Source organism: Pseudonocardia yunnanensis (assembly GCF_039534065.1).
Taxonomy (GTDB): domain Bacteria; phylum Actinomycetota; class Actinomycetes; order Mycobacteriales; family Pseudonocardiaceae; genus Pseudonocardia; species Pseudonocardia yunnanensis.
Window position 1 is genome coordinate 169,722 of record NZ_BAAAUS010000064.1, and the last position, 22,533, is coordinate 192,254.

Here is a 22,533-nt window from a genome sequence, read left to right on the forward strand (position 1 = left end):
GGTCCGATTCATCCGGCCCGAGCGCTTCGTGCGCCCGTCACTCACCCGCCGGTGCGTTCAGCTTCCCGATCCGGATCGCGTTGCCGAACGGGTCGCGGATCCCGAAGTCGACGCCGTAGGGCTTCTCCGTGGGCTCGTCGGTGATCTCCACCCCGCGTGCCTTGAGCGTCTCGTACGACTTCTGCGCGTCGTCGGTGCTGATGCACAGCCAGCCGCCCATCGCGCCCTTCGTGACCAGCTCGCGCACCTGCGCCGCGGTCGCCTCGTCCATCGCCGGGGGTCCGGGCTTCTCCAGCAGGATCTGCCGGCTCGGGTCGCCGGGGACGTTCACGGTGAGCCAGCGCATGAAACCGAGGTCCTGGTCGGTGTTCAGCTCCAGCCCGAGCTTGTTGACGTAGAAGTCGAGTGCCTCGTCCTGGTCGAGCACGACGATCGAGGACTGCGTGATGTTCTTCAGCATGCGGATCACGCTAGGGCCTGGGATCGGCGTCCTGCTTATCCGAAACTGCTCCGTCCGACGGCATCGTGGCCGCGGGGCGCAGCCACGCCTTCGCGAAGCAGGTCGGCACGGCATCGATCGTGCCGCCGCCGCGCCTGCGGTACTCCGACGGCGACTCCCCGACGATCTCGCGGAACGTCCGGCTGAACGTGCCGAGGCTCGAGAAGCCGACGTCCACGCAGATCTCGGTGACGCTGCGGTCGGAGGTGCGGAGCAGGAACATCGCGCGTTCGACGCGGCGGCGCTGCAGGTAGCGGTGCGGTGTCTCGCCGAACGTCGCCCGGAACGTGCGGATGAAGTGGGCGGGGGACACCAGCGCGATGCGGGCGAGTGCGGCGACGTCGAGCGGTTCGGCGTAGGTGCGGTCCATCGCATCCCGCGCGCGGAGCATCCGCCGGTTCGAGTCCTCCACGGCGCTGCGCTCACCAGGCCGCGTCACGGAGGCAGAGTAGCCCGCCGTGCGCCGTGATCCGACGCGCACCTCGCAGCGCGTGGGGCTTCCTCGCAGCGTGCCGGCCTGCTGCGAACACGCGCGAGACGCTGTGACGACTTAACGGGCCGGTTCCAGCTGGAGCTCTCGTTCCTGGCCCGGTGCCAGCTCGACCGGCTGGCCCTGCACGAGGAGGTTGACGGGTGTGGTGCCACCCGGTCGCACGCTGAGGTGGATGCGGGTCTCGCCCAGGTCGACGTCCAGCCGCTGGCCCCGGTAGTGGACGCTGAAGCGCAGCTGCTTCACCTCCGGCGGCAACGCCGGGTCGAAGCGGAGCACCGGCCCGAGGGCGCGCATGCCGGTGAGGCAGCGCAACACGATGTCGACCGTGCCCGCCATCGCCCCTAGGTGGATGCCTTCGGCGGTGGTGCCGCCCTGGACGTCTGCCACGTCGCTCTCCAATGCGTGCTGCAGGAACCGCCAGGCCTCCTGCGGGCGGTAGCGGGCCATCACCCAGGCGCTGACCACGCCACTGAGCGTGGAGCCGTGCGAGGTCCGCTCGAGGTGGTATTCGACGGTGCGGGCGAGCTGTTCCTGGCTCACCTCGTAGCCGAGGTTGTGCAGCAGCCCGCGCAGCTCGTCACGGGAGAGCAGGAACAGCAACATCAGCACGTCGGCCTGCTTGGCGAGCTTGTACCGGTTGGTGCTGTCGCCCTCGGCCTCGAGCAGCCGGTCCAGCCGCTGGATGTTGCCGTAGCGCTCCCGGTAGCCCTCCCAGTCGAACTCGGGCAACGCCTCGTAGCCCTCGAACTGCGTGAGGACACCGTCGTCGTGGAAGACGACCTTCATCTTCGTGGTGATGTCCCGCCAGCGCTCCGGCTCCTCGTCCCGGATGCCGAGCTCCTGGACGAGCTCCTCGCGGTAGTGCGGCGGCATGACGTCGAGAGTCTCCAGCGCCCGCTGCAGCACCCATACGGCCATGACGTTGGTGTAGGTGTTGTTCCGCAGTCCGGGCTCGTCGGAGTCCGGGTAGGCCTCGTGGTACTCGTCCGGGCCCACCACGCCGTGGATCTCGTAGCGGTCCTCGCCCGGGTTGTAGGTGGCGACGCTCGCCCAGAACCTGGCGATCTCGATCAGCAGCTCGGCACCGGTGAAGCGCAGGAACCCGATGCTGCCGGTCACCATGTAGTGCTGCCACACGTTGTAGGCGATCGCGATGTTGACGTGGCGCTGGTTGTGCGAATGGTCGGGGAGCCAGCGCCCCGACTTCGGGTTGAGGTGGACCTTCTGGGTCTCTTCGCGGCCCGTTGCCCCGCTCTGCCAGGGGAACATCGCGCCCTCGTACCCCGCGGCGCGGGCGGCGGCGCGGGCCGTGTCGAGCCGTTCGTAGCGGTACCGGAGCAGAGCTTCGGCCAGGCTCGGGCGTTCGAAGTTGAAGAACGGGAAGATGAACATCTCGTCCCAGAAGACGTGACCGCGGTAGGCCTCCCCGGTCCAGCCGCGCGCAGGGACGCCGACGTCCAGGTGTTGCGTGTGCGGCGAGATGGTCTGCAGCAGATGGAAGATGTGCAGGTGCAGGACCGTCTCGGTCCACTCGTTGGCGCTGTCGAGCTCGATGTCGAAACGGTTCCACAGGCTGTTCCACGCGCCCTCGTGCCGGGCCAGCAGCGGGGAGAAGTCCTCCGCTGTCGCGGCGGCGAGCCTGGCGTCGTCGCGGCTCTCGGAGATCCCGCGGTCCCGCGACGTGAACAGCGCCACCACCTTCTCGACGCTCACCGCGCGGCCTTCTTCGAGGTCGAGGACCAGCTCGTGGGCGATGAACCCGCGCTCCTCGACCAGCCTCCTGTAGGCGATCTGCCGCTGCCCGTCGCGCACCACGCGCGTGCGTGCCGCGACGGCGACCCGCACGTGCGACTGCAGCGTCTCGACTTGCAGATCGACGGTTTCCGCGGCGATCTCGCCCTGGACCAGCACATTCAGGTGGCGGCTGTTGAGGTCGCGGTAGCGCTTGACGCCCGTGTTCTCGACCCGGCCGTCCAGCCCGGAGACGACCTCCATACGGCCCGACCAGTTCTCCGCCGTGAACGTGGTCTCCAGACCGGCGAAGTGTTCGTCCTTCATGCTCACGAACCGGCGCTGGACCATGCTGGTCCGCCGTCCGTCGGCGTCCTGCCAGGTCATGTGCCGGGTCAGCACGCCGCGGCGGATGTCCAGCTCGAAGCGGTGCTCGCTCACGTCCGCGCGGCGGGCGTCGAACCATTCGCCGCCCTCGATGCGGAAGCGCAGCGGCAGCCAGTTCGGGACGTTGACCAGGTCCTCGTTCTCGACCATGCGCCCGGCGACCTCGGTCTCGGCGCGGTCGTAGAGCCCCGCGACGTACGTGCCGGGGTAGTTCACGTCGTCGGCGTCCGCCTCGGGCAGGGCGCCGCGGGTGACCATGTACCCGTTGCCGAGGGAGAGCAGCGCCTCCCGCAGCCCCTGCCGGGCGGGGTCGAAGCTCTCGTACACGAGCGTCCAGACGCTCGGCGGCTGCTGCGTGTGCCGCTGCCTCATCTCACCCGCTGCCCGGCGCTCCTCCAGATATCCATGGAGGACAGCACGCCGGGAGACGTCGTCCAACGTGGTCACGACGAGATCGGCGCCGGCGTCGAGCAGCAGGTCGCGGTCGTCCAGCCGGGCCACGCCGAGCCCGGCCATGCCTCCGGCCTTCGCGGCCTGGATGCCGCTGGTGGCGTCCTCGGTGACGAAACAGTCGGCCGGGTCGACACCCAGCTCCTGCGCGGCGGTGAGGAAGATCGTCGGATCCGGCTTGCCCTTGGGGAAGTCACGGCCGGAGATGTCGGCGTCGAAGACCTGCGCGAGCGTCATGCCCGGCGTGATGAACTCGTAGTCGATCCGCTGCTCGGCGGCGAACAGGTCCAGGCGGATCCGATCCAGGAACAGCTTGGCGTTCTTCGACGAGGACGCCGCCGCGATCGGGATGCCCAACGCCTTGACGTCCAGCACGAACCGCAGCGCGTCCGGGAACGCCATGAAGCGGCCCTCGTCGATGAGCCGGAGCACGTGCTCCTGCTTCGCGTCGGCGTACTGCTGGATCCGGGAGTCGATGTCGGGCACCCCGAAGTGCTCCATCGCCGCCCGGGCCCCGGCCATGCGTGGCATCCCGGCCATCACCTGCTGGTAGACCGCAGGCGTGAAGCGCTCGGGGGTCCAGCTCGTCTGGTCCCGGATGTCGCTCCATTCGGTCTCCATCAACGATCGGAAGGCCTCGCGCCAGGCCAGCTCGTGGGGGGAGTCGACGAGCACCCCGTCCACGTCGAAGATGGCGCCACCGAAGCCTGAGGACCGATTCATCGCTGACTCCCTTGTTCCGGTGCGACCCCCGGTGACGCGGCGAGCTCCGGGTCTCCCATCGGCGGTGAGATCCCACGTGAGGTACCGAGCGGCGCCGTCCTGGTCGTGGACGTCCGCGCGGCGTGGGTGGCGTCGACCTCGGCACGCGTCGGCGGATCCGCGCCCGGGCGTGAGCAGGTGATGGCCGCGACGAGAGCGGCCGCATCCAGGACGCTGATGAGCGTCGACTCGTCGATCGACGCCAGCGCCGTGCGGCGCGGACCGCCGATCAGGTCGGCGCGGCGGAGCCCGTCGAGCAGCCCTGAGGTGAAGGAGTCGCCCGCGCCGACCGTGTCCACCAGGTCGATCGGCAGAGCGGGGCGACTCAGCTCCAGGTCAGCCGTGGTCGCGTACACGCCCTGACCGCCGCGGGTCACGACGACGACGGCGGGCCCCCGCCCGAGCCACTCCCGGGCGACCTCCTCGTCCCGGCGATCGGGGTAGAGCCAGTACAGATCCTCGTCGCTGACCTTCACGACGTCGCACAGGCCGACGATGCGCTCGATGGCAGGGCGGGCCTGAGCCGGCGAACCGAGCAGTCCGGGACGCACGTTGGGGTCGTAGGAGATGGTGGCCCGGCCCCGCTTGCGCTCCCGGCCCATGAGGTCCTCGACGTTCGTGGCACCCGGAGCGAGTGCGGTCGCAAGGGAGCCGGTGTGCAGGCAACGGGCCTCGATCGGGAGCGGGGCGAGCGCACCGACGTCCCACTCGATGCGGAAGTCGTAGGTCGCGATCCCCGCGGCGAGGGTGGCGATCGCGAGGCTCGTCGAGGTGCCCTGGCCGGGGCCGCCGTCGACCCGCACGCCGTTCGACCTCAGATGCGCCGAGACCATCTCGCCCAGTGCGTCCCGGCCCAGCCGCGTCACGAGCGTCACCTGGTTGTCGAGCCGGGCGAGCCCGAGCGCGACGTTGGCCGGGCTCCCGCCGGGATGTGCCACGAGCGTGCGGCTGCCGCGCTGCCCGACCAGGTCCACGAGCGCTTCCCCGACGACGACGAACATCCGCCCACTCCTCTCGAGGAGAATCGACGTTCCGGGTGCCCGAATCCGGCCCGGGTCACGTGCTCACGGTGGCGCGCCCTCACTCACGACTGCACCCCCGTGGCGGGTGGTTCGGAGGTCGAACAGCGCATAGCAGGCCACGAGTCCGAGGCAGACGGCCGGCACGATGAAGGCCGGCGCGGCGCCCGCGGTGTCCATGATCCGGCCCTGGACCAGTGGGAGAAGTGCCCCACCGAGGATGGCCATGACCAGGCCCGCCGCACCGAACTTGGTGTCCTTGCCCAGACCCTGCAGTGCGACGCCGTAGATCGTCGGGAACATCAGGGACAGCGAGAGCGAGATGGCGACGACGGCGATCAGGCCCAGCATGTTCGGCGAGAACACGGCGACGAGGGCGAACACCACTCCGAGTGCGCCCATGGCGAAGAGCAGCTTCGTCGGCCGGAAGATGCCGAGCAGGTAGGTCATCACGAACCGGGAGATGAGGAAGAGGATCAGGCTGGCCTGCAGGTACCAGCCGGAGGTCGCCGTGGGGACCCCCACCACGTCCTGCGCGTACTGGATCGTGAACGTCCAGGTGCAGACCTGGGCGCCGACGTTGAGGAACTGGGCGGCCACGCCGTACCGATAGTGCCGGTTGCGCCAGAGGCGGCCCAGCGCCCCGGACTTTCCCCCCGCGTCCAGCCCGAACGCTGAATGCTCTTCCGGCACGTTGATCTTGCGGAACGCGATCAGTAACCAGATCAGCAGGAGCACGAACGCGATGCCGGTGTAGGGCCCCAGCACGAGTGACAGATCCTGCTCCTGGGCGGCCCTCAGCTGGTCCGGCGTCATCGACGCCTTCGCCGATTGCGGCGTGATCTGGGGGAGGATCAACACCGCGCCGAGAAGAACGCCGATGTTCGCGCCCACCGGATTGAACGACTGGGCCAGGTTCAGCCGCTGGGTGGCGCTCTCTTCCGGGCCCATCGCGATCACGAACGGGTTTGCCGACGTTTCCAGGATCGAGAGTCCGGAGGCCAGCACGAACAGGGCGAGCAGGAAGAACCCGTAGGTGAGCAGCATGCTCGCCGGAATGAACAGGAGCCCGCCGACCGTCGCGCAGGCCAGGCCGGTGAGCACGCCGGCCTTGTAACCGAAGCGTTTGTTGATCAGCGCGGCGGGGATGGCGAGCGAGAAGTACGCGCCGTAGTACGCGAACTGCACCAGTGCCGACTCGAAGTTCGACATCGAGAAGATGTGGCGGAACACGCCGACGAGGACGTCCGTGAGGTTGGCGGCCGACCCCCACGCGGCGAAGCAGAGCACGACCAGGATGAACGGGATGGTGAGGCCCGGGTAGACCAGGCCCGGCTTCCGCGCACCTTCCTCGTGTGGCTGTACCCGGGTGACCGAGCTCCGGGCCATGGGATCACCCCTCCCGGACCGCTGATCGAATGCGCGTGTGACATGGGACACATGCCGGCTCGAACGCTAGCCCGCGCCTCTACGGGATTCCAGTTGGGCGGTCACAAATTACGTTCTGTGTTCGTTCGGGTGGGCTGGGCGACGTGATGGCCCAATGGTTCGGTCGAGAATCCCCCACGTGCCCTGAGTGGCTACTTCTCGTCGAGCAGGCGGAGGTCCGACGGTTCCCGGAGCAGATCCTGCAGAATGATGTTGCCCTCCACGTTGTAGGGCTGCTGCATGTGCTCGTCCCACGCGGCGCGGGAACGGAACATTTCCAACATCACCCAGGTGTCCGGGTCGTCCTGCGGCTGCGTGAGGTGCATGAAGACGCACCCCGGCTCGGTGAGCGAGTTGCTACGCATCGACTGCAGCTGTGCCTCGGCCTCCTCCATCCGATCCGATCTCGGCTTGATCGTGACAACGAGGAAGAGTGGGCGGTCAGGTTCGCTCATGTGGGCCTTCCTACCGTCTACTGCTGGTTTTTCGAGGTCATTCTCACCCCCTGCGATGAGCGGTACTGTTCCCCGCGTCGGCGTTGTGCCGGAAACCGCTCATCCGCGGCAGGGCCACGCCCGATACCGAGGAGGCGTCATGCACCGTTACCTCGTGGTTGCGAACCAGACGCTCGACAGCGACTCCCTCATCGACCTCGCCAGAGAGAGGATCGCCGCCGGTCCTGCCGAGTTCTGGCTCGTCGTGCCGGCCACCCCCGTGAAGGACCTCGTATCCAGCGCGATGGCCATCCCGATGCCGGTCATGGGCGGGGTCCCCACGATCCCGGGGCCGCACGCGGAGGCGCGCAGGCTGGCGCAGGTCAAGCTCGACGCCGCGCTGAAGAAGCTCACCGCCGCCGGCGCCACGGTGGGTGGTGAGGTGTGCGACCCCGACCCCATGCGCGCGGTCGAGGCGGCCATGTCCGGCCGGGAGTTCGACGAGATCATCGTGTCGACGCTGCCGAAACGCTTCTCCCGCTGGTTGCGCCAGGACCTGCCCGACCGCCTCGTGCACAAGTTCCACCTGCCGGTCACGCACGTCGCCGCGAAGGACATCTGAACCCCGCTCAGCCCGCGCCGCCCTAGGGTGGCCGCATGGCCAGCACGAAGGAGTGGTTCGAGTCGGTCGCCGAGGCGCAGCGGCGGGCGAAGAAGCGGCTCCCCAAGTCGGTCTACATGGCATTGGTGGCGGGGTCGGAGCAAGGCATCACGCTCGAGGACAACGTGCGGGCGTTCGGCGAGATCGGGTTCCGCCCGCACATCGCCGACCTCCCGCAGCAGCGCGAGCAGGCCACCTCGGTGCTGGGCCAGGCGATCGCGTTCCCGGTGGTCATCTCACCCACCGGCGTGCAGGCGGTGAGCCCGGAGGGCGAGGTGGCCGTGGCGCGCGCCGCCGCGGCGGCGGGCACGGCCATGGGGCTGAGTTCCTTCGCCAGCAAGCCCGTCGAGGACGTCGTCGCCGCGAACCCGGCGACGTTCTTCCAGACCTACTGGGTGGGTGGGCGCGACCGGATCCTGCAACGGGCGGAGCGCGCGCGGGCCGCGGGAGTCACGGCCCTGATCGTCACCCTGGACTGGACGTTCGCCACCCGGCGGGACTGGGGGAGCCCGCCGATCCCCGAGCGGCTCGACCTCAAGGCGATGCTGCGGTTCGCGCCGGAGGGCATCCTCCGGCCCCGCTACCTGCTCGACTGGGCACGCCACGGCGCCCTGCCCGACCTGACCACCCCCAACCTGGCGGGGCCGGGAGAGGACGCGCCCACCTTCTTCGGGGCCTACGGCGAGTGGATGCAGACCCCGCTGCCGACCTGGGAGGACATCGCCTGGCTGCGCGAGCAGTGGGGCGGCCCGTTCGCGATCAAGGGGATCATGCACCCCGACGACGCCCGGCGCGCCGTCGACGCCGGTGCCACCGCGATCAGTGTGTCCAACCACGGTGGCAACAACCTCGACGGCACCCCGGCGTCGATCCGCGCGCTGCCGGCCGTGGTCGAGGCCGTCGGCGGGCAGGTGGAGATCCTCGTCGACGGCGGCGTCCGGCGTGGCAGCGACGTGGTGAAGGCACTCGCCCTCGGCGCCCGGGCCGTGCTGATCGGCCGGGCCTACCTGTGGGGGATGGCCGCGAACGGCGAGAAGGGCGTCGCCAACGTCCTGCAGATCCTCCGCAGCGGGATCGACGAGGCACTGCTCGGCCTCGGCCGGTCGTCGGTGCACGACCTCTGCCCCGAGGACCTCATCGTCCCGCCGGATTTCACGCGGTTGCCTCAGAAGTAGCGGCCCGGTGGGAGCCCGGCACCAGCTGCAGGGTCACGCCGAACCGGTTCCATGCATTGATCGTCGCGATCGCGGTGACGAGCGCGGCGAGCGTCTCCGGGTCGTAGTGCGCGGACGCCTCGGCCCACACCTCGTCGCTCACGCCGTGCTTGCCGAGCTCCGTGGCCTCCTCCGCGAGGGCGAGCGCCGCGCGCTCGGCGGGTGTGAAGAACGGTGCCTCCCGCCAGGTGACGACGGAGAAGAGGCGCTCGTCCGCTTCGCCGAGCGACTTGAGATCGTGGCTGTGCATGTCGACGCAGTAGGCGCAGCCGTTCATCTGGCTGACGCGCAGCTTCACCAGGTCCAGCGTGATCTTCGGCAGCGGGCTCGCCGCCAGGTACTTCTCGAGCGCGAACATCGCCTTGTAGGCCTCGGGTGCGAGCCGACTGACGTCCATGCGCGGTTGCATGTGTGCTCTCCTCTGTCGCTGGATCTTCCGCACGATTGTGTGCAGCACGGGGACGAGATCACGACCGCAGATGTGACGGCGTGGACGCCCGGTCCTGATGTGACATGAAACGCATTCGGGATGTGTCGGGCGATGTCGATCTCCCCGTGCGTCGATGCGCGTGTCGAAGCCTGATCGGCGGCTAAGCTCGGTCAACTCGTCGGGAAGGAACGACCAGCGTGATGCAGATCGGCGAGGTCGCCGAACGGGTGGGCCTGTCACTGCGGACGATCCGGCACTGGGACGAGGTCGGCCTGGTGGTGCCCTCGAAGCGATCGGCGGGGGGCTTTCGTCTTTACGGCGAGGCAGACATCGACCGTCTGGTCCTGGTGAAGACCCTCCGACCGCTCGACCTCAGCCTGGAGCAGATGCGCGAGCTCCTCGCCACCATCGACGGTCTGGAGGACGACGAAGGCGACGATCCTGCGCGCACAGCCGAGCTGGCAGGGCGGCTCACCGTGTTCCGGGCCGCGGTCGACAGCCGGATGGAGGCCCTGCGTGCGCAGGTGCAGAGCTTGGAGATGCTCTCGCGGGACCTGCGCCGCCTGGCCGGGGAGCGTCGGCGCCCGGCGCCCGGGTGACCACCCGCGCGGGAACGGTCAGCGGGCCATCGAGCGCGTGAGGAACCGGAAGGCAGGGGTCGGCACCTCCGGGGCGAGCTCGACCGAGCAGGTGCGGGCGAGGATCTCCAGCGTGGCCGGGCAGGCGTCCGGCCCGTAGTCGATCTCCCGGTGAGCCCAGGCGTGCGGGTCGAACCGCGGGTGGAACGAGCGCTTCGCGATCACCGACTGCCAGTTGGTGTAGACGTGGCGGCCGCTCTCGATCAGTCTGCGGGCCCCGCGCACCTCGCCGAACCGGCGGGCCTGCGCCGGGTCGTCGAAGGTCAGGGCGAGTCCGACGGCGTCGGCCTCGTCGTGGTGGCGGGCCGTCGTGACACCGGTCCACGACCCGGAGGCCACGCGGTCGAGCACCATCCGCCTGCGCTCGCGCCTGCGGTCCAGCTGGGCGTCGAGCGCGGCGAGCTGCGGGCGCAGCACCGCGGCGGAGAGCTCCGGCATGCGGTGGTTGACGCCGGGGAACAGCGCCTCGGTCTCGATCCAGCCGGGGCGCTCGTAGCTGCCCACGTCGTGGTGCATCGCGGCCCGCGCGTAGATCCGCCGGTCGTTCGTGACGACCGCGCCCCCCTCGCCCGAGGTGATGTTCTTGTGCTGGTTGAAGCTGAACGCCCCGACGTGGCCGATCGAGCCGACCCGGCGGCCGTGGTGGCGCACGCCGATGGCCTGGCAGGTGTCCTCGATCACGACGAGGTCGTGGTCCGCGGCCACCTTCATGATCGCGTCCATGTCGCAGACCAGGTTGAGCATGTGCACCGGGATCACCGCCCGGGTGTGCGGGGTGATCTTGCGCGCCAGGTCGGCCGGATCCATGGTCAGGCTGTCGTCGATCTCGACCAGCACCGGCACGGCCCCGACGGCCAGCGGTGCCGCGGCCGTGGCGACCCAGGTGTAGGCGGGCACGAGCACCTCGTCACCAGGCCCGATCCCGGCCCCGACCAGTGCGCCGATCAACGCGCTCGTGCCGCTGTTGACCGCCAGCGCGTGTTCGACGCCGAGCATCCGGCCGAGCTCGCTCTCGAACCGGGCCGTCTCGGACGCCCCACCTCCGCTGTACCGGGCCAGGTCGTTTCGAGCCAGCACCCGTACTGCAGCGGCCATCTCCCGAAAGCGCATCTCGTACCTCCGGGGCCCGAGTGTCCACGGAACCGGAACCGGGGCATGAACCGGGCTCCTCTACCCTCGTCGATCGTGCTGATCGATGCTCGCGGGATCGCGCCGGGAGGCCGTGTCGCGGCTGATGTCTGCGTCATCGGCACGGGCCCCGCGGGCGCGGTGGTGGCGCGCGAGCTCGCCCACCGCGGCGTCGATGTGGTGGTTCTCGAGGGCGGTGGCCAGCGGTTCGGTCCGCGGCAGGCCGATACCTACCAGGGCGAGACGGCCGAGTCCCACGACCCGCTCGAGGCTGTGCGGCAGAAGCGTCTGGGCGGCACCAGTGTCGTGTGGGGAGGTCGCTGCGCGCCTCTCGACGAGCTCGACCTCGGGCCGCGGGAGTGGCTGGGCAGCGCGGGATGGCCGATCTCGGCCGAGGACCTGGCGCCGTACTACCGGCGCGCGCAGCGTCACCTGCAGGCGGGCGAGTACGAGTACTCGGCGGCCGGTTCGGGCTTCCCGCCGGTCGAGACCCCGCCCTCGGACACGCTCGACGTCGACACGACCTGGCGGTGGAGCCCGCCCACCAGCTTCGCCGGACGGATGCGCGCGCTGGCAGGCGCGCCGAACGTCCGGCTGCTGGTGGAGGCAGGCGTGGTGCGGCTGGAGCGCCACCCGGTGAGCGGCGCGGTCGTCGAGGCCATCGTCGTGCCGCGCCCCGGCGTCGAGATCACCGTGGCGGCGCGCACCTTCGTCCTCGCCGCGGGTGGCCTGGAGTCGGCCCGGATCCTGCTGGCGTCCGACCACCAGTCGCCGGCCGGCATCGGTAACGAGTACGACCAGGTCGGCCGCAACTACATGACCCACCCCGTTGGTGAGGTCGGCACCGTCGTGCTGAGCGACCTCGGCCGCGGCCTCGCGCTCGGCTACGTCCCGACCCGTGACGGCGTCTACGCCCGCCGCATGCTCGTGCTCACCCCGGCCGCGCAGGCCCGGAACGGGCTGACCAACCTCAAGGCCGCTCTGTGGTTCCCGGACCCGATGGACCCCTCCCACGGCGATGGGCTGCTGTCGACCTTCTCGCTCACCTATTACGCCCTCAACCGGGCCCGGCTCGGCTTCAAGTCCGCCGGCACCCACGCGAGGTACGCAGGCACGTCCGGCCTGGGGCGACACGTCGGCAACGTCGCACGCGACTGGCGCAGGGTCGGCAGGTTCGCCGCGTCCTGGGCCACGCCCCGGATCATCGGCGGGCGCGTCCTGCCCTCGTTCATGCCGCTGGACGCAGCCACCTGCCGTCTGCGGTTCGACGCCGAGCAGTCGCCGGACCCTGCCAACCGCGTCACGCTGTCCCGTCAACGTGACCACCTCGGTCAGCGGCGCCTGCAGGTGCACTACGGCGTGTCCGCAGGCGACCGCAGCCGGATCCGTCGCAGCATGGAGCTGATCGGCGAGGAGTTCGCCCGGCTCGGGTACGGCACGGTCGCGATGCACGACGCGGCCCGCATCGACGACATGCCGTTCACGGACGGCACGCACCAGATGGGCCTGCTGCGCATGGCGCGATCGCCGCGGGACGGGGTCGTGGACGCCGACTGCCGTGTGCACGGCAGCGCCAACCTCTTCGTGGCGAGCAGCGCCGTGTTCCCCACCGCAGGCGCGGTCGGACCGACGCTGACGATCGCCGCGCTGGCCTGCCGGGTGGCCGACCACATCGCGGCGTCCCGCTCGGTCCGGGAGCCACTCCCCGCGGCCTAGGCGGCACGGGGGCATCCCGGCCGCGAGCGTCACGGGCCGTGATCACCGGCACGTCGGTCGGGCCCTTCTCGGGACGTAGGGTCAGCGGGGCGACGCGAGAAGGGTCCGTTGATCGTGGGTCTGCGGTTCGGGATGTTCGTGCCACAAGGGTGGAGTCACGACCTGGCGGGCATCGACCCGGCAGCGCACTGGGCCGTGATGAAGGGCCTGGCGCAGCACGCCGACGCCGGTCCGTGGGAGTCGATCTGGGTCAACGACCACCTGCACGCGCTCCCCACGCCGCCTCCTGTCGAGACGGGCACGCACGAGGCGTGGAGCCTCGTCGCGGCGCTGGGTGCGGTGACCGAACGCGTGCGGCTGGGCCAGGTGTGCACCTGCATGGGCTTCCGCAATCCCGCGTACCTCGCGAAGGTGGCCGCGACCTGCGACATCGTCTCCGGCGGCCGGGTCGAGATGTGCGTTGGTGCGGGCTGGGACGAAGGGGAGTGGACCGCGTACGGCTACGGCTTCCCACCGGCCCGTGAGCGGCTCGGCATGCTCGAGGAGGGCGCCGAGATCATGCGGCAGGCCTGGACCACGGGCGTCGCGACGCTGCACGGCAAGCATTACCAGGTCCAGGACGCGATCGTGCGTCCGCTGCCCCTGCAGGACGGCGGCATCCCGTTGTGGATCGCGGGAGGCGGCGAGAAGGTCACCCTGCGGATCGCCGCCAAGTACGCCCGATACAGCAACTTCGACGGCTCGCCCGAGGGTTTCGTGCGCAAGTCGGCGGTGCTCGCCGAGCACTGCCGGGACGTCGGCACCGACTTCGACGCGATCGTGCGCTCCTCTCTCTACTACGTGATGGTCGGCACCACGGAGGCCGAGGTCGAGGAGCGGATCGCGGCGCACGAGGCGCGGCTCGTGCCGATCCTCGGTGCCGACGGTGCGGCGCAACTGATCCGGCGGTTCCTGCGCAACGACGGTCTCACCCTCCGGGGGACACCGGAGCAGGTCGTGGAGCGGCTCGAGGAGATGCAGGCCAGGGGCTTGGCCTACGGGATCTTCGTGTTCCCCGGCGCGGCCCACGACCGCTCGAGCCTCGAGCTCTTCGAGCGTGAGGTCATTCCGGCGCTGCGCTGATCCCAGCGCCGAGTTGTGGACGACCGGCGCGGCGGTGCGGACCTATCGGACGGGTGTTCCGTTCGTCCGGGTGGCTGCCCTGCGTGGGCGGTCCGCGCCGCCGCGTAAAGTCGTTGGTCTGATGTCTGGAGCTGTGGTGGAGAAGTCTGCGGGGGAGTCGGCGCGGGTACCGGGCGAGGCCCGGGTCGAGGCCGAAGCGGGGCGGCGGCGCACGTTCGCCGTGATCAGCCATCCGGACGCGGGCAAGTCGACGCTGACGGAGGCGCTGGCGCTCTACGCCGAGGTGATCGACGAGGCCGGCGCGGTGCACGGCAAGGCGGGCCGGCGCGGCGTCACGTCGGACTGGATGGAGATGGAGCGCAAGCGCGGCATCTCGATCACGTCGGCCGTGCTGCAGTTCGCCTACCACGACTGCGTGATCAACCTGCTCGACACTCCCGGCCACGGCGACTTCTCCGAGGACACCTATCGGGTGCTCGCCGCCGTCGACGCCGCGGTGATGCTGCTCGACGCGGCCAAGGGCCTGGAGCCGCAGACGCTCAAACTGTTCGACGTCTGCCGCACCCGTGGCATCCCGGTGCTGACGTTCGTCAACAAGTGGGACCGGCCGGGCCGCGAGGCGCTGGAACTGCTCGACGAGGTGGAGCAGACGATCGGGCTGCGGCCGATGCCGCTCACCTGGCCGGTGGGCGTGGCCGGGGAGCTGCGCGGGCTGGTCGAGGTGGCCACGGGAGAGTTCCGCCGCTACTCGCGCACCGCAGGTGGGGCCACCCGCGCCACCGTGGAGCTGGTGCCGGCCGAGGTGATCGCTGCCGAGGAGCCGCAGTACTGGGCCACCGCCCAGGACGAGATCGCGCTGCTCGAGGAGATCGGCGCCGGGTTCGACGAGAAGGACTTCCTCGCCGGGCAGGCCACCCCGGTGCTCTTCGGGGCGGCGCTGAACGGTGTGGGCGTCGCCCGGCTGCTCGACGCGCTGGTGGAGCTCGCCCCCTCCCCCGAAGCCCGCGACGACGCCGACGGCAAGCCACGCCCCCTCGACGCGCCGACGTCCGGGCTGGTGTTCAAGGTGCAGGCCGGAATGGACCGTGCCCACCGCGACCGGATGGCGTTCGTGCGGATCTGCTCCGGGCGGTTCGAGCGCGGCATGGTGCTCACCCACGCGGGCACGGGGCGCCCGTTCGCCACGAAGTACGCACAAGCGGTGTTCGGTCAGCAGCGCACCACCGTGGAGGAGGCGTTCCCGGGCGACATCGTCGGGCTGGTCAACGCCGGCGCGCTGCGGCCGGGCGACACGCTCTACTCCGAGTCGCCGGTGCATTTCCCTGCCATCCCGAGCTTCGCGCCAGAGCACTTCGCCGTGGTGCGCGGCGCCGACGCCGGTACGTTCAAGCAGTTCCGGCGGGGGATCGAGCAGCTCGACAGCGAGGGCGTGATCCAGGTTCTCACCTCCGACCTGCGCGGCGACCAGGCGCCGGTGCTCGCCGCCGTGGGCCCGCTGCAGTTCGAGGTGGTTACCGCCCGGCTCGAGTCGGAGTTCCGGGCGCCCGTCACGCTGGAGCACCTCGGGTACTCGGTCACCCGCCGCACCGACGCCGCCGGCGCCGCGCTGCTCGCCGGGCAGAGCGAGGTGGAGGTGCTCACGCGCCGGGCCGACCACGCCATGCTGGCGGTGTTCAGCAACAAGTGGCGCCTGGAGACGATTCGGCGGAAGTTCGAGGGGATCATGCTCGAGGCATTGCCCGCGGGCTCCACCGCGCACTGACCTACTGCATGAAGTGGCCCGGGCCGTTGATCTGGTAGGCCGTTGCGGCAGGTTCCTTGATCGACGCGTAGTCGACGGTGAAGGTGAGCACCTGGGACGTCGACCGTTTGATGGCCCAGAGCGTCGGCTTGCTGTCGCCGGCGCGGTCCCACGCGATGGCCTGGCCCTCGACCCCGGGGAGGTGGACCGTGGCGATCCACTTCAGGTCCGAGCCGGCGTCGGGCATCTCCATGACGTAGACCTCGTCCAGGTCGTGGCCGATGATCCAGAGGCGGTTGTCGGGGCCCCAGGAACCGCCGGAGTTGCTCATCGGCCTGAAGCGGTCGAGGATCTCCCGCGGCACCCCCCAGGCCTGCTGGACCTGGAAGTCGTCGTTCATCGTGACGATCTCGGTGTTGTCGGTGCCGCCGTAGGGCTGGGTCTGCCCGTCCGGGACCTCGTCGTAGTTGGCGAAGCCTGCCCACCAGCGTCCGTCGTGGCGGTCCAGCCAGGTCAGTGAGCCGATGAATCGGCCGAAGCTGTGGGTGCCGACGTGTTTCAAGGTTCTGGTGTCGAAGATCTCGATCGAGCTCTCCTCCGGTGCGTTGTCGTAGTCGGAGGTGGCCACGTACAGCCGGTGGCCGACCACGGTGCCGCTGTCCATGTGGATGATCGGACCGCCCTCGGGCGACACGAACTGGAGCACGGGCATACCACTGTTGCGGTCGTACTTCGTGATGATCCGGTTGTCCAGCGCATAGAAGTACTTCGCGTCCACCGCCACACCCTGATTGGCGTGAAAGGCGTCGAACGTCTTTTTCACGGTGGCGGTGGACGTCGGGGGAACGGCGGCCGACGGGGTGGCCGGTGCATTCGCCGCCGGTGGCGGGACGGGCGCCTGCGCCGTCGCGAGTGCCGTATTCCAGACGAGTGCACCCGCGATCGCTATGGCGGCTCCAGCACCGATGACCGTGTTCCTGTTCTTCATCTCCATCGCTTTCCGACCGCCGCTCGTTGATCCCCGCATCGCTACGACACTGGTGTGCGGAGGACTCCGCGGCGCGAATGCGAGCCGACGCGGCGGTGAATGGGCACCGGCGATGTCCCGCATGACGTCCACCGAAACGGCGACGGTGCGGGCGGGCCCCTGTGGTGAGGAATGCACGGGATCGAGTTGCCGTGCGAGAGCATCGAGGTGGAAGGATCCGCGTACGGAGTGCGCCGGAGCCGGAGGACGCGGGTGGATCTGCAGCGGTTCAATGCCCTGCCACTGCAGGAGGTCGAACGGGAGTTGCTCTCCTGCTGCTCGGCGCCGCGGTGGGCGCGCAAGGTGGCGGCCGGCCGCCCGTACGCGTCGGTCGCCGCGCTGCAGGCCGCCGCACGCGGCGCGCTGGACGACGCCGATCTCGACGCCGCGCTGGACGGGCACCCGCGCATCGGTGACCGCGGGGCGAGCGGGGCGTCCCGCCGTGAGCAGAGCGGTGTCGCCGCGGCCGGGGCCGGCGTGCTGTCCGCGCTGGAGGAGGGCAACCGGGCCTACGAGAAGCGGTTCGGGCACGTCTACCTGGTGTGCGCCACCGGCCGCAGCGCCGAGGACCTGCTGGCCACCCTGCAGGCGCGGCTCGGCAACGACCCGGCCACGGAACGGGGCGTCGCGATCGCCGAGTTGGCCGCGATCAACGAGATCCGGCTCCATCGGCTCGTCGCGCCGGAGTCGCCGGCATGACCCTGTCCACGCACGTCCTCGATGCGGCGCTCGGGCGTCCCGCCGCCGGTGTCGGGGTTCGGCTGGAGGCGCTGCCCGGTGGTGATCTGCTCGCCGAGACGACCACCGACCACGACGGCCGCGTCCGCGAGCTCGCCCTCGACCTGGCGGCGGGCCCCTACCGGATCACGTTCGACACCGGCGGCTACTTCGCCGCCACCGGCCGGCAGGGGTTCTACCCCGAGGTGGCCGTCACGTTCGTCGTCACCGACCCGGGGGAGCACCACCACGTGCCGCTGCTGCTCTCCCCGTTCGCCTATTCGACCTACCGCGGGAGCTGAGACTGATGGGGATCGTGCTCGGAGGCCACCAGTACGGAAAGGCGGAGAACCGCCTCGTCCGGATCTACCGGGAGACCGACCGGCACGAGATCCGCGACGTCACCGTGACCACGACGCTGCGCGGCGACTTCGCCGAGGCGTACCTGCACGGCGACCAGGGCTTGGTGCTGCCGACGGACTCGCAGAAGAACACCGTCTACGCGTTCGCGAAGGAGAAGGGCCTGCGGGAGATCGAGGACTTCGCTCTCGCTCTCGCCCACCACTTCGTCGACACCGTGGAGCCGGTGCGGGGCGCCCGGATCGCGGTGGACGAGTTCGCCTGGGAGCGGGTGCCGGTGGGCGGGGAGGGCCACGCCCACACGTGGGTGCGCCGCGGGCCGGAGGTCCGCACGGCCGTCGTCGACGTGGAGGGAGGCCGGGCCGAGGTGGTTTCGGGGCTGCGTGACCTCGTGCTGCTCAAGTCGACCGGTTCGGAGTTCGCCGGCTTCCTCAAAGACGGCTACACCACGCTCCCCGAGACCGACGATCGGATCATGGCCACCGCGCTCGTGGCGCAGTGGCGCCACACCGACGGCGGCTACGAGGCGATGGACTGGGCGAAGAACTGGACCGACGTCCGGCGGATCATGCTCGAGCAGTACGCCACGGTGCACTCCCGCGCCCTGCAACAGACGTTGTGGGAGATGGGCCGGGCCGTGCTCGAGGCCCACCCCGGGATCGCGGAGATCAATCTGCAGGCCCCGAACAAGCACCATTTCGCCGTCGACCTGTCGCCGTTCGGGCTCGAGAACCACAACGAGGTCTTCTACGCGGCCGACCGCCCCTACGGTCTGATCGAGGCGACGGTCACCCGCAGCAGCTGACGGCGCTCACCGTGCCGTCAGGCTGGCTATCAGATCCTCGTCCGTGATCGTCCACGCCGCAGGACCGAGCCGGATTCCGAGCTGCACCACGTCGCCGTCGTAGTGCGCGCGGACCCACGGGAAGATCCTGCGGACGAGGCCGAGCATCGCGACGTTCTCCGGGAGCACGGCGCCGGAGAGGGCGGTGTAGCCGAGGCTCTCGGCCAGCTCGGCGATGGCGGTGACCAGGCGACTGCCGATGCCCCGCCGCTGCCAGGCGTCCGCCACGGCCACGGCGATCTCGACCGACTCCGGCCCGCTCCGGGCGAAGCGCGCGATACCCACCGGGCGCGGTCGGTCCGGCCCCCCGACCACCGCCACGACCGCGGCGCGGCACCGGCCGTCGAGATCGACGAGACCGGCCCGGACCGGACCGACGAGCCGGTGAACGGGTGAGTGGAAGCGGAGGTAGCGGCTGCGTGGCGAGAGCTGGGCGAAGACGGCGTCGACCACATGCCCGGCGTCCTCCGGGGCCAGCGGGTGCACGGCGAAGGCAGGATGCCCCGGACTGGCACGAACGATCGTACTTTTCGGAGTGGAATGAGGCATCAGCGGGCTCCAGGGTCTGCTCGAGGCGGTCGAGGTCAGGCGGGGTGAGCGGGCGGAGTCATCGGGGGGCCGCGGCGGCCAGCAGTGCCTCGAGGCCTCGGTGGGCTCGTGCGGCGGCGTCGGGATCGGCCAGGAGTCGGCTGGCGACGTGATAGGCGAGCATCACGCCTTCGATGTCCTGGGCGAACTGGCGTGGATCGGTGTCGGACCGGAAATGTCCTTCGGCCACGCAGATCGTGGCCATCGTGGCGAGTGTGTCGAACCAGGCGTGCTGGTCGCGTACCAGGCGATCACGTACGGGTCCGGGCTGATCGTCCAGTTCGAAGGCGGCGGCGACGAGCGGGCATCCGCCCTCGGTGGAGTCCCAGGCGAGCCAGCGGTCGAACAGAGCGCGCACGCGCGGCTCCCCCCGTGGCGCCGTGAGCGCCGGGCGCACCACCTCGGCGGTGAACCGCTCGGTGGCGTGGTCGAGTACGTCGAGCTGTAACGACTCCTTCGAGCCGAAGTGGGCGAACAAACCGCTCTTGGACATCCCGGTGCGGGTGGCGAGCGACCCGATCGTCAGTCCGGCGAGGCCGACCTGCCGCGCGAGACCGCCCGCTTCCTCGAGGATGGCCTCCCGCGTCGCGTCGCCCTTGCCCATGTCATCCGTTTTAGCACGATCGTTCGTGCATGCCCAGGTTCAGAGGGATCGGAGCGCCAGAAAGACGTCCACGCGGTCCGGAAGCGCACCGAGGTCGCGGCCGGTGAGCTCCTCGACCCGGCTGATCCGGTAGCGAACGGTGTTGACGTGCAGGTGCAGCCGCTCGGCGGTGCGGGTCCAGGAGCCGGAGCAGTCGAGGAACGCCTCGAGCGTGACACGCAGACCGGCACCGGTGCGGGCGTCGTGGTCGAGCACCGGGCCGAGCACGCGTACGGCGAAAGCGCGGCGCACGTCGTCGGGCACGGCGGCGAGCAGTGCGATGTGCGAGGCGGTCTCCGCGTCGGTGACGATCTGCAGCGCTCCTGCACGCATGGCCGCGACGTCGTGGGCATGGCGGGCCTCGTGCAGCGCCCCGGTGAGTGCCTCGGTCCGCGAGGACCTGCTGACGCCGACCGCCAGCCGCTCGCCCACCAGCCCGGGGACCAACCGCTCCAGCGCCCGCTGCAGCACCGAACCGGCCCGGCCGGGATCGTTGTCGGGCAGCAGCGCAACGGCCGTACCGGCGTGCACCCCGACCATCGGTGGACCGAGGTGTGCCGCGGCATCCACGATCACCGCGCACGCGATCTCCGCCCGGTCCGGCCGTCCCACGAATCCGGCCACCACCACGACCAGCGGTTCCGCCGGGTCGAGGCCGGCATGCCGTAGTCGCGCCGAGGTCTCCGGCACGTTCGCCGCTCCGGCCGCGATCATCGTGACCGCTTCGTCGGCGATCGCCCGGGCCACCCGCACCCCCTCGCCTCGACGAGCGCGGTCCAGGGCGGCGATCGCGGCCAGCTCGTTCACGACGTCGGCGGTGTCGGTGTCCCAGCCGTCCGGATCGCCCTCCACCACCACCAACCAGGACGACAACCGCTCCGCGGCGGGGCCCACGGGAAACACGGTGCAGCGGTCGCGGCGGAGGGTCGCGGGTAGCTGGTCCGCCGTGAGAAAGGTCGACACGAGGCGGTCGACCACGTCGGCAGGCAGCGGTTGTGGCCCCGGGACGATCTCGCGTCCGGTCGTGCTGATCACCCGGCACACCGTGCCGGTGGCCTGCGACACCTGCGTGGCCAGCTCGTCGAGGCCCAGTCCTTCGGCCACAGCCGAGAGGAGCCGGCGCTGGCGACCGACGGTGTGCGCCAGCCGAGCGCCTCGCGCCGCGGTCAGCTCGGTGATCACCAGCTCGGTGATCGTGGCGAACGACACGTCCTCCGGCACCTCGACGAGCGGCACGTCGTGGCGCCGGCAGGCCTCGACCACGTCGTCGGGGATGCCGTGGAACACCGCGGCCCCCGCCGCGAGCGCAGCGGCGCCCGATCGGGCCACCGCGGAGACGAAACGATCACTGTCGGACGGCTCGCGGCGCCACACCAAGCCGCTCACCACCAGCTCTCCGCCCGACAGGTAACGGCCCGGATCGATCAGATCGGTGGTGTAGACCCAGCGCAGCGGCCGGTCCAGCGCGGCATCGTCGCCGTGCAGCAGTCGCAGCCCGAGCCCGTGCTGGGCGACGAGGTCCCGCAACAGCATTGGAGGAACCTACAACGGGCAAGCAAGCCACCATCGACTATTCATCGACGCGGTGACTTTCCGTGGAAACATCCCGGCGCTGTACTTCTGTCATGGACTTCCTCGCCCCGGCGACCTGGGCCGACGCCCTCGCGGCCAAGGCGGAGCATCCGGACGCGGTGCCCGTTGCCGGTGGCACCGACGTCATGGTGGAGCTGAACTTCGACCACCGCCGACCCCCTGCTCTGCTCGACCTCACCAGGGTGGCAGAGCTGCGCGAGTGGTCTCCGGATGCGGACGGGGCGATCCGGCTCGGCGCCGGCGTCACCTACGCCCGCGTGATCGACGAGCTCGGCGACGTCCTGCCCGGCCTGGCGATGGCGTCCCGGACGGTCGGGTCACCCCAGATCCGCAACCGGGGCACGGTGGGCGGCAACCTCGGCGCCGCCTCCCCGGCCGGAGACAGTCACCCGCCACTGCTCGCGGCCGACGCGGTGGTCGAGGTGGCGTCGGCGGCGCGCGGCACCCGACTCGTACCGGTGGCCGAGTTCTACACCGGGGTGAAGCGCAACGCCCTCGCCGCCGACGAGCTCATCGCGGCGGTGCTGGTCCCCACGGCGTCCGGGCCTCAGCAGTTCTGCAAGATCGGCACCCGCAACGCCATGGTGATCGCCGTGTCCGCGTTCGGGTTCGCGCTGCACCCGGACCGCAAGGCCGTGGGCACCGGCATCGGCTCGGCAGCGCCCACCCCGCGGCGGGCAGGCGAGGCGGCGGCGTTCCTCTCGGGTGAGCTCGAGGCGGCCGGGCTGTGGGAGTCGCGGGGTGAGCTGCCCGAGAGCCTGGCCCGGGAGTTCGGCCACCGCGTGCGCGATGCGGCCGCCCCCATCGACGACGTGCGGGGCAGCGCCGCCTACCGCCTGCACTCGCTCTCGGTGATGGCGCGCCGCGCCGCCACGTGGGCATGGAATGACTACCGGAGGGCGGCCTGA

General features: G+C 70.5%; 22 protein-coding genes. 10 read left to right on the top strand and 12 right to left on the bottom strand.

Features of this window, described 5'->3' with window-relative positions:
* Positions 1–37: 37 nt before the first annotated feature.
* The 6 genes from ABD743_RS42390 to ABD743_RS42415 all read right to left on the bottom strand — a co-directional run bounded on the left by ABD743_RS42390 (position 38) and on the right by ABD743_RS42415 (position 7,224).
* The gene (locus ABD743_RS42390; RefSeq protein WP_344730086.1) at positions 38–460 is read right to left on the bottom strand and encodes a VOC family protein; all 423 of its coding nucleotides are present in this window, start codon (positions 458–460) and stop codon (positions 38–40) included.
* Between the two features lie 10 nt (positions 461–470).
* Positions 471–890, bottom strand: a complete 420-nt coding sequence (locus tag ABD743_RS42395; protein ID WP_344730165.1) for a helix-turn-helix domain-containing protein — start codon at positions 888–890, stop codon at positions 471–473.
* Positions 891–1,049: 159 nt separating this feature from the next.
* On the bottom strand, positions 1,050–4,283 hold the full coding sequence (locus ABD743_RS42400; RefSeq protein ID WP_344730087.1) for an HAD-IA family hydrolase: 3,234 nt from the start codon (positions 4,281–4,283) through the stop codon (positions 1,050–1,052).
* Positions 4,280–5,323, bottom strand: coding sequence for a carbohydrate kinase family protein (locus ABD743_RS42405; RefSeq protein WP_344730088.1), 1,044 nt, complete (start codon positions 5,321–5,323; stop codon positions 4,280–4,282). The genes ABD743_RS42400 and ABD743_RS42405 overlap by 4 nt, the downstream gene beginning before the upstream one ends.
* Positions 5,324–5,386: 63 nt before the next feature.
* Entirely contained in the window at positions 5,387–6,730 is a 1,344-nt protein-coding gene (gene fucP / locus ABD743_RS42410) for an L-fucose:H+ symporter permease (RefSeq protein ID WP_344730089.1), read from the bottom strand.
* A gap of 191 nt (positions 6,731–6,921) precedes the next feature.
* Positions 6,922–7,224 (bottom strand): putative quinol monooxygenase, encoded by a 303-nt coding sequence (locus ABD743_RS42415; protein WP_344730090.1) that lies wholly within the window; start codon positions 7,222–7,224, stop codon positions 6,922–6,924.
* Positions 7,225–7,363: 139 nt separating this feature from the next.
* Between ABD743_RS42415 and ABD743_RS42420 the strand changes: the two genes are divergently transcribed.
* Together ABD743_RS42420 and mftD are read left to right on the top strand one after the other, a co-directional pair.
* On the top strand, positions 7,364–7,825 hold the full coding sequence (locus ABD743_RS42420) for a hypothetical protein (protein WP_344730092.1): 462 nt from the start codon (positions 7,364–7,366) through the stop codon (positions 7,823–7,825).
* Between the two features lie 35 nt (positions 7,826–7,860).
* Entirely contained in the window at positions 7,861–9,039 is a 1,179-nt protein-coding gene (mftD, locus tag ABD743_RS42425; protein WP_344730094.1) for a pre-mycofactocin synthase MftD, read from the top strand.
* Here the strand turns inward: mftD and ABD743_RS42430 are convergent.
* A complete protein-coding gene (locus tag ABD743_RS42430; RefSeq protein WP_344730095.1) occupies positions 9,017–9,487 on the bottom strand; it encodes a carboxymuconolactone decarboxylase family protein in 471 nt (156 codons plus the stop codon). The two genes, mftD and ABD743_RS42430, sit on opposite strands and share 23 nt — an antisense overlap.
* Before the next feature lie 221 nt (positions 9,488–9,708).
* Here ABD743_RS42430 and ABD743_RS42435 point away from each other — a divergent pair, with 221 nt between their 5' ends.
* Complete coding sequence (locus ABD743_RS42435) at positions 9,709–10,107, top strand: MerR family transcriptional regulator (RefSeq protein ID WP_344730166.1); 399 nt, start codon at positions 9,709–9,711, stop codon at positions 10,105–10,107.
* Between the two features lie 18 nt (positions 10,108–10,125).
* Here ABD743_RS42435 and ABD743_RS42440 read toward each other — a convergent pair whose 3' ends face one another.
* On the bottom strand, positions 10,126–11,256 hold the full coding sequence (locus ABD743_RS42440) for a DegT/DnrJ/EryC1/StrS family aminotransferase (RefSeq protein ID WP_344730096.1): 1,131 nt from the start codon (positions 11,254–11,256) through the stop codon (positions 10,126–10,128).
* Between the two features lie 75 nt (positions 11,257–11,331).
* Here ABD743_RS42440 and ABD743_RS42445 point away from each other — a divergent pair, with 75 nt between their 5' ends.
* The 3 genes from ABD743_RS42445 to ABD743_RS42455 all read left to right on the top strand — a co-directional run bounded on the left by ABD743_RS42445 (position 11,332) and on the right by ABD743_RS42455 (position 15,874).
* Positions 11,332–12,990: a GMC oxidoreductase gene (locus ABD743_RS42445; RefSeq protein WP_344730098.1), complete on the top strand. Its 1,659-nt coding sequence runs from the start codon at positions 11,332–11,334 to the stop codon at positions 12,988–12,990.
* Positions 12,991–13,110: 120 nt separating this feature from the next.
* On the top strand, positions 13,111–14,112 hold the full coding sequence (locus tag ABD743_RS42450) for a TIGR03560 family F420-dependent LLM class oxidoreductase (protein ID WP_344730168.1): 1,002 nt from the start codon (positions 13,111–13,113) through the stop codon (positions 14,110–14,112).
* Between the two features lie 121 nt (positions 14,113–14,233).
* Positions 14,234–15,874, top strand: a complete 1,641-nt coding sequence (locus ABD743_RS42455; protein ID WP_344730099.1) for a peptide chain release factor 3 — start codon at positions 14,234–14,236, stop codon at positions 15,872–15,874.
* 1 nt (position 15,875) lies between these two features.
* Here the strand turns inward: ABD743_RS42455 and ABD743_RS42460 are convergent, their stop codons facing one another.
* Entirely contained in the window at positions 15,876–16,841 is a 966-nt protein-coding gene (locus tag ABD743_RS42460; protein WP_344730100.1) for a hypothetical protein, read from the bottom strand.
* A 252-nt stretch (positions 16,842–17,093) separates the two neighbouring features.
* Between ABD743_RS42460 and uraD the strand changes: the two genes are divergently transcribed.
* The 3 genes from uraD to pucL are packed head-to-tail and all read left to right on the top strand — an operon-like array spanning position 17,094 to position 18,762.
* Complete coding sequence (gene uraD, locus ABD743_RS42465; RefSeq protein WP_344730102.1) at positions 17,094–17,579, top strand: 2-oxo-4-hydroxy-4-carboxy-5-ureidoimidazoline decarboxylase; 486 nt, start codon at positions 17,094–17,096, stop codon at positions 17,577–17,579.
* Positions 17,576–17,899, top strand: a complete 324-nt coding sequence (uraH, locus tag ABD743_RS42470; protein WP_344730104.1) for a hydroxyisourate hydrolase — start codon at positions 17,576–17,578, stop codon at positions 17,897–17,899. Before uraD ends, uraH begins: the two co-directional genes overlap by 4 nt.
* Before the next feature lie 5 nt (positions 17,900–17,904).
* On the top strand, positions 17,905–18,762 hold the full coding sequence (gene pucL / locus ABD743_RS42475; protein WP_344730105.1) for a factor-independent urate hydroxylase: 858 nt from the start codon (positions 17,905–17,907) through the stop codon (positions 18,760–18,762).
* Positions 18,763–18,768: 6 nt separating this feature from the next.
* Here pucL and ABD743_RS42480 read toward each other — a convergent pair whose 3' ends face one another.
* From ABD743_RS42480 to ABD743_RS42490, 3 genes are all read right to left on the bottom strand, one after another.
* Positions 18,769–19,287, bottom strand: coding sequence for a GNAT family N-acetyltransferase (locus tag ABD743_RS42480; RefSeq protein ID WP_344730106.1), 519 nt, complete (start codon positions 19,285–19,287; stop codon positions 18,769–18,771).
* Positions 19,288–19,408: 121 nt separating this feature from the next.
* Entirely contained in the window at positions 19,409–19,993 is a 585-nt protein-coding gene (locus tag ABD743_RS42485; protein WP_344730107.1) for a TetR/AcrR family transcriptional regulator, read from the bottom strand.
* Positions 19,994–20,032: 39 nt separating this feature from the next.
* Entirely contained in the window at positions 20,033–21,565 is a 1,533-nt protein-coding gene (locus ABD743_RS42490; protein WP_344730108.1) for a PucR family transcriptional regulator, read from the bottom strand.
* 92 nt (positions 21,566–21,657) lie between these two features.
* Here ABD743_RS42490 and ABD743_RS42495 point away from each other — a divergent pair, with 92 nt between their 5' ends.
* Positions 21,658–22,533 (top strand): FAD binding domain-containing protein, encoded by an 876-nt coding sequence (locus ABD743_RS42495; protein ID WP_344730109.1) that lies wholly within the window; start codon positions 21,658–21,660, stop codon positions 22,531–22,533.